A 13,601-nucleotide genomic window follows, 5' to 3' on the forward strand; every position below is an offset into this window, starting at 1 on the left:
GCCGGGCGCACGACCGACCGCGTGACCGATTGCGTGGCCGACCCCAAGCTCCGGCGCAGCGACGGGAGTTGCACCGGCCGCAGAGCCAGTCACCGAGCCGGCCGCAGAGCCGTTCACGCCCCCGGCCGCGCCACCCGCCCCGGGCCCGGCCGTCCTGTCCCCGGCCTCGCCCGCATCGGCGTTCGTCGAGGTGTTCGCTGCGCTCAACGCGGGCCTCGCTCCCCTCGGGACGGACACACGGCCGCCGTTGACCCGGCGCCGACTCGGATGTTAGACAGCTCAAGCCAGCATACGCAACGACCGTTGCACCATGTGCAACGGATGAGGAGAGTGGATGGAGATCGACGAGCGGGTGGCCGCGCTGGGCCAGGAGCGGGTCGACCACCGCTTCAAAGGCACCCCGCCGGACGCCGAGGGGCTCACTGTGGCCGAACTTGCCGCGCAGCGCCGCGGCCTGTTCGACGGCGGCTTCACCACCCCGGTCCTCACGCTCTCCGCGGAGGCACTGGACCACAACCTCGGCCAGCTGGAGCGCTACACCGCCGGGCACGGACTCCGCTTCGCCCCGCACGGCAAGACGTCGATGGCCCCGCAGCTCTTCGCCGACCAGCTCGCCCGCGGCGCCTGGGGCATCACCCTCGCGCAGCCCCACCAGGTGCGGGTGGCCCGGGCGTTCGGCGTGCCGCGGATCTTCCTGGCCAACGAGGTGGTGGACGCCGCCGCCCTGCGCTGGATCGGCGCCGAGCTGGACGCCGACCCGGACTTCGAACTCGTCGTCTACGTGGACTCCGTGCGCGGGGTCGAGCTGATGGACGCGGCCCTGCGCACGGCGGGGACCGAGCGGCGGCTGGACGTCGTGGTGGAGGTGGGCGCCGGGGAAGGCGCGCGCACCGGGGCGCGGACTGCGGCCGAGGCGACGGCGGTCGTGGCCGCCGCGGCGGCCACGACCACGCTGCGGCCGGTCGGTGTCGCCGGCTACGAGGCCGAGGTGCCGCAGGCCGACCCGGAGCGGGTGGCGGCCTACCTGCGCGACCTGCTGGCGCTGACCGCGGCCCTGGACCGGGCCGGGCACTTCGCCGCCGCCGGCACGATCGTGGTGAGCGCGGGCGGCTCGGCGTGGTTCGACGTGGTCGCCGACGTCTTCGCCAAGATGCCCGAGCTGTCCCGGCCGGTGCTGCCGCTGCTGCGCTCGGGCGCCTATCTGACGCACGACGACGACCACTACCGCGCGGTGACGCCCTTCAACCGGGTGCCCGCCGAGGGCGCGCTGCGGCCCGCCTTCCGGCTGTGGGCGCAGGTCGTCTCCCGCCCCGCCCCCGACCAGGCGTTCCTCAACGCGGGCAAGCGCGACGTCCCCTACGACCTCGGGCTGCCCCGGCCGCTGCTGGTGCGCTCGGGGCGCGACGGGTCGCAGCGGGAGGCCCCCGGCGGGCTCGCGGTGGTCAAGCTCTCCGACCAGCACGCCTGGCTGCAGGTGCCGCCGCAGGACCGGCTGGAGGTGGGCGACCTGGTCGGCCTCGGCCTGTCCCACCCGTGCACGACCTTCGACAAGTGGCAGCTGATCCCGGTGGTGACGGCGGACGGCGCCGTCACCTCCTACGTCCGCACCTTCTTCTGACCCCGAGCGCGCGAAGAACGCGAAGAACGCGGAGAGCCCGGAGAACGCAGCGGGCGCGGAGGACCGAACGGACCCGCGAGACCCGACAGACCCGAGAGACCTGAGAGACCCGAGAGAAACGGCCCGCCGCCAGGATTGGTACGTACCTTTCCTGGCGGTGGGGGAAGATGGCTGCTCATGGAGCTGGTGTTGCGCGGGGCCCGGGTGGTGGACGGCAGCGGCGCGCCCGCGTTCACCGCCGACGTGGCGATCGACGGCGGGCGGATCGCGCGGATCGTTCCGGAAGGCGGCGGCCGCCGGCCGTCCGCCGCCCAGGTGCTGGACGCCGACGGGCTGGTGCTGGCCCCCGGCTTCGTCGACATGCACGCCCACAGCGACCTCGCCCTGCTCACCGACGCCTCCCACGAGGCCAAAGTCGCCCAGGGCGTCACGCTGGAGGTGCTGGGCCAGGACGGGCTCTCCTACGCCCCGGTGGACGACGCCGTCCTGCCGCCGCTGCGCGAGCAGATCGCCGGCTGGAACGGCCCCGGCGAGGACGCCGACTTCACCTGGCGCGGGGTCGGCGAGTACCTGGACCGGCTGGACGAGGGCGTGGCCGTCAACGCCGCCTACCTGGTGCCGCAGGGCACCGTGCGGGCCGTGGTGATGGGCTGGGCCGACCGGCCGCCGACCGAGCGCGAGCTGGAGCGGATGAAGGAGCTGGTGGCCCGCGGCCTGGCCGAGGGCGCCGTCGGCATGTCGTCCGGCCTGACCTACACCCCGGGCATGTACGCCTCCGACGGCGAACTCACCGAGCTGTGCCGGGTGGTGGCCGCCTACGACGGCTACTACTGCCCGCACCACCGCTCCTACGGCAAGGGCGCGCTCGCCGCCTACGAGGGGATGGTCGCGCTCGCCCGCACGGCCGGCTGCGCGCTGCACCTGGCGCACGCCACGATGAACTTCGACGTCAACCGGGGCCGGGCCGGCGACCTGCTGGCACTGCTGGACCGCGCCCTGGACGACGGCGCCGACATCACCCTCGACAGCTACCCCTACACCCCCGGCTGCACCACCCTGGCCGCGCTGCTGCCCAGTTGGGCCGCCGAGGGCGGCCCGGCGGCGACGCTGGAGCGGCTGCGCGAGGAGACGACGGCCGAGGCGATCCGGCACGCCATGGAGGTCGAGGGCTCCGACGGCAGCCACGGCGTGCCCATGGACTGGTCCACGATCGAGATCTCCGGGGTGGGCGACCCGGCGCTGGCCGGCCGCGTCGGCACCCGGCTCGACAGCTGGGCCACCGCCCGTGCGCTGCTGCTCGCCGACCGGCTGGGCACCACCGTGCTGCAGCACGTGGGCGACGAGGCGAACGTGGCGGCGATCATGCGGCACCGCGCCCACACCGGCGGCTCCGACGGCATCCTGCACGGCGCGAAGCCGCACCCGCGCGCGTACGGCACCTTCCCCGAGTACCTGGGGCGCTACGTACGGGAGTTGGGGGTGCTCGGGCTGGAGGAGTGCGTGGCGCACCTGAGCGGGCGGCCCGCGGCCCGGCTGCGGCTGCCCGACCGCGGCCTGGTCCGCGAGGGCCACCGGGCCGACCTGGTGCTCTTCGACCCGGACACGGTGGCCTCCGGCGCCACCTTCGAGCGGCCCCGCGCGCTGCCGGTGGGCATCCCGCACGTGCTGGTGGACGGCCGCTTCGCGGTCCGGGACGGCCGGCGCACCGGGGTGCTGGCGGGGCGCTCGGTCAGGAGGGCACCGGCCCGTCCGGCCGCGGCCCGGACCCCTGCCCACCGGTCGAACCGGACCGGGGACCGGCGCTGAACCCGGCACCGTCCGAGTCGCCGTACGGGCGCGGCCCGGCGGCCGCGGCCGGGGTCACCGGGCCGACGGCGGCGACCACGGCGGCCACCGCCGACTCCGTGTCGTCGGTGATCGCCGCGGCCGCCAGCTCCTCGGCCGCGCGCCGCTCGTTGGGGGTCAACCGCGGGGTGTAGAAGACGACCGGGCCGTTGTAGCCGGCCGCCCGCGCGGCCCGGACCAGCTCGAAGCCGTGGTCGCGCTCGGTGAACGCCCCGGTGTGGCAGAGCACCGCCTGCGGGCCGCGCCGCAGCGCGGCCTGCCACACCACGTCGTTGAACGCGAAGTCCACCGCGAGGCCCGCCTGCTGGAGCGCGAAGTCGAGCTGTCCCGCGGCGGCGCCGGTGAAGCCGGCGAGTACCACGGTCGGGGCCTGGACCGTGCTCCCCCCGGCCCGCGGGCCGCCCGGCTGCGGCAGGCCGCCGGGTGGCGGATAGAGCGGGTACGGGCCGGGGTCGCGCGCGTCGCGCCCGTCAGGGCCGTCGAGGTCGTCGAGCCCGGAGGCCACCGTCTGCGGGCGGCCGCCCGCGGTGCCGGCGGGCGCGGCCCCGCGCGGCCCGGGCAGCGCCGGGCCGGCGGCGTAGCCGGCGGGATAGCCAGTGGGGTAGCCGGTGGGGTAATCCGGTGGCCCCGTCACCTGCGCTTGCGTTCCCCCGGTCCAGGGCGAGCCGCCGGCCGCCGGGCCGTCCATGCCGTAGCGCAGCCGGCGCAGCACCGTGGCGATCTCGGACAGGCCCATCAGCTCGCCGAGCAGCGCCACGAAGGAGGGGTCGTCGGCGAGCTGCGGGAACACCTCGGGGAGCTGGCCCTCCAGGTTGGCCAGGGCGTCCGGGCGGCCCTGCACGTCGGGCACCGGGACGGCGTAGGGGCTCAGGAAGCGCTCGACCTCGCGGGTGGTCTGCTCGGTCCAGGGCCCGGTGCCGCGCAGCCTGCCGCGCACGTCGAGGTAGCCGAGGAACTCGTGCACGACGTCGGTGCCGGGCCGGGAGCCGCCCGGGGTGGTCATCAGCCGGTAGAAGTCGGAGTAGAGGTACTGCACCAGCAGGGTGCCGATCACCGCCTCCAGCCGGATGTCGGCCCAGATCGGGTTCAGCCGGGCCTCCAGCAGCAGGCCGTTGACCAGGCGCTTGACCCGGCGCGGGTTGCGGGCGGCGCGCTCGGCGAGCAGCTGCACCAGCCGCTCGTCGAGCAGGTGGTCCAGGCCCGCCTGGGCGGCGCACCAGCGCACGTAGCCGTGGATCTCGGCACTGCCCGCGGCCGGGATGCGGTAGCTGGTCTGGAAGATCTTCTCCATGAAGGCGGCGCCGGCCGGGTCGAGGTTGCGCAGCAGGCCGTCGGGGCTGATCGCGGCCTTGTCGCAGCCGATGACGAAGGCGAGCCCGGGCACGTCCAGGTAGACCTTCAGCGCCTCGCACAGGGCGAGCACGGTGGGCTGCGAGCAGCGGTCGAGGTCGTCGATGAAGACGACGAGCATCCGGTCCGGGGTGCCGGACGGCACGTTCCGCGTCCACTCGTCGACGAGCCGGCGCAGCGCGTCGCGCATGCCGTTGCGGGCGGTGGCGTCCACCGACAGGCTGCGCCACAGCTCGTCCACCAGGCGGCCGGCCCCCAGCGGCCCGGCCACCAGCAGGCTCAGCAGCTGGGCGGCGCGCACCAGGGCGCCACCCTCGCGGGCCCGGCGCAGCGCCCGCCGCAGCACGTTGCGGTCGAACTGGCCGAGCACCGACTTGATCAGCCCCTCCAGGGCGTCGGTGCCGGTGGAGCTCCACGCGTTGTACCAGACGGTGTGCACCTCGCCGTGCTGGCGTAAGCGCGCGTCGACCATCCGCATCAGGCTGCTCTTGCCCATGCCCCAGCCGGCGTCCACCGCGAGGGTGAAGGGGGTGGAGGCGCGCGAGTCGACCAGCAGGGTGGCCAGCTGCTCGGCGGCCGTCCACGCGCCCAGCAGGTCCGCCTCGCGCCGGGAGACGGGCTCGTCGCCCAGCAGCGCCCCGCGCGCGTAACCGGCGGCGCCGTCGTAGGGGGCCGCGGCCGGGGCGGACAGCCCGGTCCGCGACGGTGGAGACGCCATGCCCGCAGTCTCCCAGAACCCGCCGCCCGCGAAACCCCGCCCGCCCGTAGCGGCCCGGCCGCGACCGTGTGCCCGCGCCGTCCGCGCCGTCCACGTGGTGGAAAACACCGCGCGGCCGCCGAAACCTGTCGTTAAGGTGACCGGCATGCAGGTGATCCAGTCCACGAAACTCGCCAACGTCTGCTACGAGATCCGGGGTCCGGTTCTTGAGGAGGCGATGCGGCTGGAGGCGGCCGGGCACCGCATCCTCAAGCTCAACACCGGCAACCCGGCGCCCTTCGGCTTCGAGTGCCCGCCGGAGATCCTCGAGGACATGCTGCGCACCCTCGGCGACGCGCACGGCTACGGCGACGCGAAGGGCCTGCTGTCGGCCCGCCGCGCCGTCATGCAGCACTACCAGACCAAGGGCATCCCGCTCGACGTCGAGGACATCTACCTCGGCAACGGCGTCTCCGAGCTGATCCAGATGTCCATGCAGGCGCTGCTCGACGACGGCGACGAGGTGCTCGTCCCGGCCCCCGACTACCCGCTGTGGACGGCCTCGGTCTCGCTGGCCGGCGGCACCGCGGTGCACTACCGGTGCGACGAGCAGTCCGACTGGATGCCGGACCTCGCCGACATCGAGCGCAAGGTCACCGACCGCACCAAGGCCCTGGTGATCATCAACCCCAACAACCCCACCGGCGCCCTGTACGACGACGAGATGCTGCGCGGCCTGACCGACATCGCCCGCCGGCACAACCTGATCGTCTGCTCCGACGAGATCTACGACAAGATCCTCTACGACGACGCCACCCACACTCCCACCTCCGCCATCGCCCCCGACCTGCTCACCCTCACCTTCAACGGGCTCTCCAAGGCGTACCGGGTGGCGGGCTACCGCAGCGGCTGGATGGCGGTGTGCGGCCCCAAGCAGCACGCGGCCAACTACATCGAGGGCCTGACGATCCTGGCGAACATGCGGCTGTGCGCCAACATGCCGGCCCAGCACGCGATCGCCACCGCGCTCGGCGGCCACCAGTCGATCACCTCGCTGGTGCTGCCCGGCGGCCGGCTGCGCGCCCAGCGCGACGCCGCCTACGAGGCGCTGCTCGACATCCCGGGCGTCACCTGCGTCAAGCCGAAGGGCGCGCTGTACGCCTTCCCGCGGCTCGACCCGCAGGTCTACAAGATCAAGGACGACCGGCAGATGGTGCTGGACCTGCTGCGCGCCGAGAAGATCATGATCGTGCACGGCACCGGGTTCAACTGGCCCGAGCCAGACCACTTCCGGATCGTGACGCTGCCGCGGGCGGAGGACCTGCGCAGCGCGATCCAGCGCATCGGGCGCTTCCTGGACGGCTACTCGCAGCCGTAGCGCCCCGCCGGCGCGGGCGACCGGCACGGGGCGGCGGCACCGCCCGGAGCCGGTCGTCGCGCTGCGGCCCTGTCGGGCGTCCGGGCTCAGCCCAGGCGCGCGACCAGGGACTCGTACTCCTGCCACAGCTCGGGCGGGGTGTGGTCGCCGAAGGTCTCCAGGTGCGGCGGGATCAGCGCGGCCTCCTGGCGCCAGACGGCCGGGTCCACGGTCAGCAGCAGCTCGCGGTCCTCGGCGCTGAGGTCCAGCCCGTCGAGGTCCAGGGCGCCCTCGGCCGGCAGGACACCGATGGGGCTGCGCACGCCCTCGGCCTCGCCGTTCAGGCGCTGCACGATCCACTTCAGCACCCGGCTGTTCTCGCCGAAGCCCGGCCACACGAACCGCCCGGCGGCGTCCTTGCGGAACCAGTTGACGTAGTAGATCCGCGGCAGTTTCGAGGCGTCGTGCTCCTTGCCCATCCGCAGCCAGTGGGCGAAGTAGTCGCCCATGTTGTAGCCGCAGAAGGGGAGCATCGCGAACGGGTCGCGGCGCAGTTCGCCGACCTTGCCCTCGGCGGCGGCCGTCTTCTCGCTGGCGACGTTCGCGCCGAGGAAGACGCCGTGCTGCCAGTCGAAGGACTCGGTGACCAGCGGGACCGCCGAGGCGCGGCGGCCGCCGAACAGGATCGCCGAGATCGGCACGCCGCGCGGGTCCTCCCACTCGGGCGCGATGATCGGGCACTGCGCGGCCGGCACGGTGAAGCGGGCGTTGGGGTGGGCGGCCGGTGTGCCGCTGTCCGGGGTCCAGTCCTGGCCGCGCCAGTCGACGAGGTGGGCCGGCGGCTCCTCGGTCATGCCCTCCCACCACACGTCGCCGTCGTCGGTGCGGGCGACATTGGTGAAGACGGCGTTGCCGTACATCGTCTTCATCGCGTTGGCGTTGGTGTGCTCGCCGGTGCCGGGGGCGACGCCGAAGAAGCCGGCCTCGGGGTTGATGGCGTACAGCCGGCCGTCCTCGCCGAAGCGCATCCAGGCGATGTCGTCGCCGATGGTCTCCACCGTCCAGCCGGAGACGGTGGGCTCCAGCATGGCGAGGTTGGTCTTGCCGCAGGCGGAGGGGAAGGCCGCGGCGACGTAGCGGGGGGTGCCCTGCGGCGGGGTGAGCTTGAGGATGAGCATGTGCTCGGCGAGCCAGCCCTCGTCGCGGCCCATCACCGAGGCGATCCGCAGCGCGTAGCACTTCTTGCCGAGCAGCGCGTTGCCGCCGTAGCCGGAGCCGTAGGACCAGATCTCGCGGTCCTCGGGGAAGTGCGAGATGTACTTGGTGGCGTTGCACGGCCACGGCACGTCGGCCTGGCCGGGCGCGAGGGGGGCGCCCACGGAGTGCACGGCCTTGACGAAGGGGGCGTCGGTGCCCAGGGCGTCCAGTACGGCGCTGCCCATGCGGGTCATGGTGCGCATCGAGACGGCGACGTAGGCGGAGTCGGTGATCTCCACGCCCATCGCGGACAGTTCGGAGCCGAGCGGGCCCATGCAGAAGGGCACCACGTACATCGTCCGGCCGCGCATCGCGCCGCGGAAGAGGCCGCCCTCACCGCCGCGGCCGGTGAAGACCTCGCGCATCTCGTCGGGCGCCATCCAGTTGTTGGTGGGCCCGGCGTCGGCCTCGCGGGCCGAGCAGATGAAGGTGCGGTCCTCGACCCTGGCCACGTCGGTGGGGTCGGAGACGGCGAGGTAGGAATTGGGGCGCAGGGTCGGATCGAGCCGGGTGAAGGTGCCCTTGGCGACGAGTTCGCCGGCCAGCCGGCGGTACTCCTCCTCGGAGCCGTCGCACCAGACGACCTCGTCGGGCCGGGTGAGTTCGGCGATCTCGCCGACCCAGCGGATCAGTTCTGCGTGGTTGGTGGGAGCCGTAATGCCGCGCGCCACGATCGCTCCGTTCCGCCGGGTCCGCACAGAACCGGCGTGGGGTTGAGGGTGTTGTTCGGCCCCTTGGGGGCTGCGGTCCGGACGCGTGCGCGAGGCTGCGCGAGACTGACGGGCGCTCATCCGGTACCGATCGCACTCATATGAGTGTGGTCCCCTTCAAATGATTCTGTCCAGACCACCCGAAGTGAGCAGGGCCACTCACCCTGTCAGCTTCCTACTTATGGGTAACTTACGGTGACGTAGATAGCATTGCGGCATGACAGTCGTGGACGAACCTGACGACGTGCCCTCCGCCGTCGATTCCGTCGACCTGCCGAAGTCGCTGAAACCCAAGCTCAGAGGGTGGTTGCACGCAGGCATGTTCCCCGCTGTGCTGATAGCGGGGGTGGTGCTGACCGCCATGGCGCAGAGCACCCGCGGACGGGTCGCGTGCGCCGTCTTCACGGTGACCGCGTGTGCCCTCTTCGGCGTCAGCGCGCTCTACCACCGGGGCAACTGGGGCCCGCGCGGCGCAGGAATTTTGCGCAGGCTTGACCACGCGAACATCTTCCTGATCATCGCCGGCACCTACACACCGCTGACGATCCTGCTGCTGCCGGGAGGCACATCGGAGCTGCTGCTGTGGCTGGTGTGGGCGGGCGCGCTGGCGGGCATCGCCTTCCGGGTGTTCTGGGTCGGCGCGCCCCGCTGGCTCTACACGCCCTGCTACATCGCGCTGGGCTGGGTGGCCATATTCTTCCTGCCCGACTTCATGCGCACCGGCGGCGTCGCCGTCATGGTGTGCGTGATCGTCGGCGGCATCCTCTACAGCACGGGGGCCGCGGTCTACGGCTTCAAGAAGCCGAACCCCTCGCCCCGCTGGTTCGGCTTCCACGAGGTGTTCCACTCGTTCACGCTGGCCGCGTTCATCATCCATTACGTGGGGATCTCGCTGGTGGCGTACACCCACAGGTAGGGCTTCGACACTCGTCCCCGAAAGCCCCGCACTCCCGTCCCGGAGTGCGGGGCCTTTGCCGTGCCGCTGCGGGTGCGGGCCTTGCGGTGCACTGGGGGTGCGGGGCCTTGCGGTGCGGTGCGGGCTCTTGCCGTGCCCGGCGCCCAGGCGACCCGTCGCAGTCGGTGGCCGCTGACCGTCGCTGGCCGAAGGCTGGCCGCTGGTGCTGCTCGCCCCGGCCTGCGCGGCCGCCCTGATCACGGGGCTGGTGCTGCGCGATCGCGGGGTGCGGCGGCCGATGCTGGACCTGTCGCTGCTGTCCCGCCCCGGCTTCCTGGGGAACGCGGTGGCCGCCTCGCTGGTCACCTTCGTCCTCACCGGCCCGCTCTTCGTCCTGCCCTCTTACGTGCAGACGGTCCTCGGCAACGGCGCCCTGGGCACCGGGGTGCGGCTGCTGCCGACGTTGGGCGGCCTGGCGGTCGCCGCCCGGATCAGCGGGGTGCCGGCCCGGCGGCTCGGGCCGCGTCCGGTGGTCGCCGCCGGGCTGCTCGTCCTGGCCGGGGCGGCCTTCCTCGGCGCGGGCACCGGCGGCGGCGACGGGTACGGGGCCTGCGCGCTGTGGCAGACGGTGGCCGGCTTCGGCTTCGGGACGGCGCTGATGCCGGCGATGGACACAGCGCGCTGGGCGCCCTGCCCAGGGACCGGGCCGGCAGCGGATCCGGCCTGCTGCAGACGCTGCGGCAGACCGGCTCGGCGATCGTGGTCGCGCTGCTCGGCAGCGCGGTCGCTGCCGGCTACCGGGACCGGCTGGACACGGCCGGGCTGCCGGCTCAGGCCGCCCACGGCGGCCTCCCCCCGCTGAAGGGCCGGACGGCACCCGACCGCAGGGGAGGGCAGCGGCCGGGCGCCGGCACGGATGCCGGAGCTGTCACGGGAGCTGTCAGATGGTGCCCAGGTCCACGGTGACGGGGAAGGGGGCGGCGGCTTTGATCACGCCGATGAACATCTCGCCCTCCCGGTAGGCCTTGGTGGCCGGGTCGAGGACGTATGTGCAGACGATCGGCACACCGGTCGCGGCCTGTTCGATCCGCCAGTAGAAGGGGATACCGGCCTTGGCGTACTGGTCCACCTTCACGATCCGGTCGGTGGTCTCCGAGCCGGGCGACACGACCTCGACGACCAGGAGCACGTGCTCGGGGCGGGTCGGCGTGAAGTCGATGGTCTCCGCACGGTAGACGGCGACGTCAGGGCGGCGGTTGGTGAGCGGAACGTCCTGCAGCCGGACGTCGAAGTCCGTGTCCGCGTTCCACTCCGGGCCCACGGCGGCGTCCAGCGCGTTGGCCAGGACCCTGGCCAAGCGGTTGTGCCGCTTGGACCGGCTCGGACGCACGACGGCCATCCCGTCCACGATCTCGATACCCGCGCACTGATCCTCGGACCAGGAGTCGTACTGCTCCGCGCTGATCTGCGTACGCATCCACGCGGGCGCCAGCATCTCGGCGGTCACGGTGTACCTCCTTCGAAGGGCTTCCGCGCGGCCGGCGCTGCTCGGTTCAGCCTACTGTCCCGAGGCTCTGGGGTCGGTGCCGTCGGGAGGAAGCGGCCCGGGGAACGCGGGGTGGTTGGGCCGGGTGGGGTGGTGGGCGCGCGGGCTCACCGGCCGGGGCGGGCATTGTGAGAGGCTGGGCCGTATGAACCGGTTGGCTGGTGCGACCTCCCCTTATCTGCTGCAGCACGCGGACAATCCGGTGGACTGGTGGCCCTGGGGCGAAGAGGCGTTCGCCGAGGCGCGCAAGCGCGGGGTGCCCGTGCTGCTCAGCGTCGGGTACAGCAGTTGCCACTGGTGCCATGTGATGGCGCACGAGTCCTTCGAGGACGAGACGACGGCCACGTACCTCAACGAGCACTTCGTCGCCGTGAAGGTGGACCGCGAGGAGCGGCCCGATGTCGACGCCGTCTACATGGAGGCGGTGCAGGCGGCCACCGGGCAGGGCGGCTGGCCCATGACCGTCTTCCTCACGCCCGAGGCCGAGCCCTTCTACTTCGGGACCTACTTCCCGCCCACCGGCCGGCAGGGGCTGCCCGGGTTCATGGACGTGCTGCAGGGTGTCGTCGCCGCCTGGCGGGACCGCCGTGAGGAGGTCGCCGACGTCGCCGCGCGCATCGTGCGCGAACTCTCCGAGCGCTCCGGCGCGTTGGGCGGCACCACCGACCGCGCGGTGGGCGAGCGCGAACTGGGCGCCGCTCTCCTGGGGTTGACCCGCGACTACGACGCCCGGCACGGCGGATTCGGCGGCGCCCCGAAGTTCCCGCCGTCCATGGCGCTGGAGTTCCTGCTGCGCCACCACGCGCGCACCGGCGCCGAGGGCGCGCTGCAGATGGTCCGCGACACGTGCGAGGCGATGGCCCGCGGCGGCATCTACGACCAGCTCGCCGGCGGTTTCGCCCGCTACAGCGTCGACCGCACCTGGACGGTCCCGCACTTCGAGAAGATGCTCTACGACAACGCGCTGCTGATGCGGGTGTACGCCCACCTGTGGCGGGCCACCGGCTCCGACCTGGCCCGCCGGGTCGCCCTGGAGACCGCGGACTTCGTCGTCGGCGAACTGTCCACGCCCGAGGGCGGGTTCGCCTCCGCGCTGGACGCCGACAGCGACGACGGCAGCGGGCACAGCGTCGAAGGCGCCTTCTACGTCTGGACGCCCGGCCAACTGGCCGCCGAACTCGGCGAGGCCGACGGGGAGTTCGCCGCCGCGTACTTCGGCGTGAGCGACGAGGGCACCTTCGAGAAGGGTGCCTCGGTGCTGCAACTCCCGCAGGGCAACGGGGTGGTGGACGCCGACCGGGTCGCCTCCGTCCGCGAGCGGCTGCTCGCCGCCCGCGCCCGGCGGCCGCGCCCGGGGCGCGACGACAAGGTGGTCGCCGCCTGGAACGGGCTCGCCATCGCCGCACTCGCCGAGACCGGCGCCTACTTCGACCGGCCCGACCTGGTGCAGGCCGCGGTCGACGCCGCCGACCTGCTGGTGCGCGAGCACCTGGACGACCGCGGCCGGCTGCTGCGCACCTCGCGCGACGGCACCGCGGGCGTCCACGCCGGCGTCCTGGAGGACTACGGGGACGTCGCCGAGGGCTTCCTCGCGCTCGCCTCCGTCACCGGCGAGGGCGTCTGGCTCGACTTCGCCGGGCTGCTCCTGGAGTCCGTGCTGCGGCACTTCACCGGCGCCGACGGCTCGCTCTACGACACCGCGGACGACGCCGAGACGCTGATCCGCCGGCCCCAGGACCCCACCGACAACGCGACGCCCTCCGGCTGGAACGCCGCGGCGGGCGCGCTGCTCAGCTACTCCGCGCACACCGGGTCCGAGCGGCACCGGGCCGCGGCCGAGCGGGCGCTCGGCGTGGTCGGCACGCTCGCCGAACGGGCGCCGCGGTTCGCCGGCTGGGGGCTCGCGGTCGCCGAGGCGGCGCTCGACGGGCCGCGCGAGGTCGCGATCGTCGGGCCGACGGGGGACGCGCTCACCGACGAGCTGCACCGCACGGCGCTGCTCGGCTCCGCGCCGGGCGCGGTGGTCGCGCTCGGCGAGGAGGGCTCCACGGAGTTCCCGCTCCTGCTCGACCGTCCCACCCGCGGGGGCCGCGCCGCGGCCTACGTCTGCCGCCGCTTCGTCTGCGACGCCCCCACCTCCGACCCCCGCGCCTTGCGCTCCGCGCTCCACTGAGGCGGCGTTCCGCCGGGGCGGTGCGGGTGCGGCTCCCCGCCGCCGGGGTTCCTCCACGGTGCCGACTACCGCCAGGCGGTGCGGATGCGGCTCCCCGCCGCCGGGGTTCCTCCATGGGTCCGAGTACCGCGCCATCGTGGCTGGTCGCGCAGT

At 73.5% G+C, this 13,601-nt stretch carries 9 protein-coding genes; 6 read left to right on the forward strand and 3 right to left on the reverse strand.

What is annotated here, in order from left to right; all coding sequences use genetic code 11:
* Nucleotides 1-334: 334 nt before the first annotated feature.
* Together BLR33_RS08865 and BLR33_RS08870 are read left to right on the forward strand one after the other, a co-directional pair.
* Nucleotides 335-1,618 carry an alanine racemase gene (locus BLR33_RS08865; RefSeq protein ID WP_093783718.1) on the forward strand — a complete coding sequence of 428 codons (1,284 nt, stop codon included), beginning with the start codon at nucleotides 335-337 and terminating at the stop codon, nucleotides 1,616-1,618.
* A gap of 177 nt (nucleotides 1,619-1,795) precedes the next feature.
* The gene (locus tag BLR33_RS08870) at nucleotides 1,796-3,424 is read left to right on the forward strand and encodes an N-acyl-D-amino-acid deacylase family protein (protein WP_093783719.1); all 1,629 of its coding nucleotides are present in this window, start codon (nucleotides 1,796-1,798) and stop codon (nucleotides 3,422-3,424) included.
* On the opposite strand, the gene BLR33_RS35990 is transcribed toward BLR33_RS08870, so the two are convergent.
* Nucleotides 3,348-5,531 (reverse strand): KAP family P-loop NTPase fold protein, encoded by a 2,184-nt coding sequence (locus BLR33_RS35990; RefSeq protein WP_265737021.1) that lies wholly within the window; start codon nucleotides 5,529-5,531, stop codon nucleotides 3,348-3,350. The genes BLR33_RS08870 and BLR33_RS35990 overlap by 77 nt on opposite strands.
* 145 nt (nucleotides 5,532-5,676) lie before the next feature.
* Here BLR33_RS35990 and BLR33_RS08880 point away from each other — a divergent pair, with 145 nt between their 5' ends.
* Nucleotides 5,677-6,888, forward strand: a complete 1,212-nt coding sequence (locus tag BLR33_RS08880) for a pyridoxal phosphate-dependent aminotransferase (RefSeq protein ID WP_093783720.1) — start codon at nucleotides 5,677-5,679, stop codon at nucleotides 6,886-6,888.
* A gap of 86 nt (nucleotides 6,889-6,974) precedes the next feature.
* Here the strand turns inward: BLR33_RS08880 and BLR33_RS08885 are convergent, their stop codons facing one another.
* Nucleotides 6,975-8,795 (reverse strand): phosphoenolpyruvate carboxykinase (GTP), encoded by a 1,821-nt coding sequence (locus BLR33_RS08885; RefSeq protein ID WP_093783721.1) that lies wholly within the window; start codon nucleotides 8,793-8,795, stop codon nucleotides 6,975-6,977.
* A gap of 256 nt (nucleotides 8,796-9,051) precedes the next feature.
* Between BLR33_RS08885 and trhA the strand changes: the two genes are divergently transcribed.
* Both trhA and BLR33_RS08895 read left to right on the forward strand, forming a co-directional pair.
* A complete protein-coding gene (gene trhA, locus BLR33_RS08890; protein ID WP_093783722.1) occupies nucleotides 9,052-9,750 on the forward strand; it encodes a PAQR family membrane homeostasis protein TrhA in 699 nt (232 codons plus the stop codon).
* Between the two features lie 202 nt (nucleotides 9,751-9,952).
* A complete protein-coding gene (locus BLR33_RS08895) occupies nucleotides 9,953-10,591 on the forward strand; it encodes an MFS transporter (protein WP_093783723.1) in 639 nt (212 codons plus the stop codon).
* Nucleotides 10,592-10,669: 78 nt separating this feature from the next.
* Here the strand turns inward: BLR33_RS08895 and BLR33_RS08900 are convergent, their stop codons facing one another.
* Nucleotides 10,670-11,236, reverse strand: a complete 567-nt coding sequence (locus BLR33_RS08900; protein WP_093783724.1) for a Uma2 family endonuclease — start codon at nucleotides 11,234-11,236, stop codon at nucleotides 10,670-10,672.
* 184 nt (nucleotides 11,237-11,420) lie between these two features.
* Here BLR33_RS08900 and BLR33_RS08905 point away from each other — a divergent pair, with 184 nt between their 5' ends.
* The gene (locus BLR33_RS08905) at nucleotides 11,421-13,448 is read left to right on the forward strand and encodes a thioredoxin domain-containing protein (RefSeq protein ID WP_093783725.1); all 2,028 of its coding nucleotides are present in this window, start codon (nucleotides 11,421-11,423) and stop codon (nucleotides 13,446-13,448) included.
* Nucleotides 13,449-13,601 lie beyond the last annotated feature (153 nt).

Source organism: Actinacidiphila guanduensis (assembly GCF_900103985.1).
In the GTDB taxonomy this organism is placed as follows: Bacteria; Actinomycetota; Actinomycetes; order Streptomycetales; family Streptomycetaceae; genus Actinacidiphila; species Actinacidiphila guanduensis.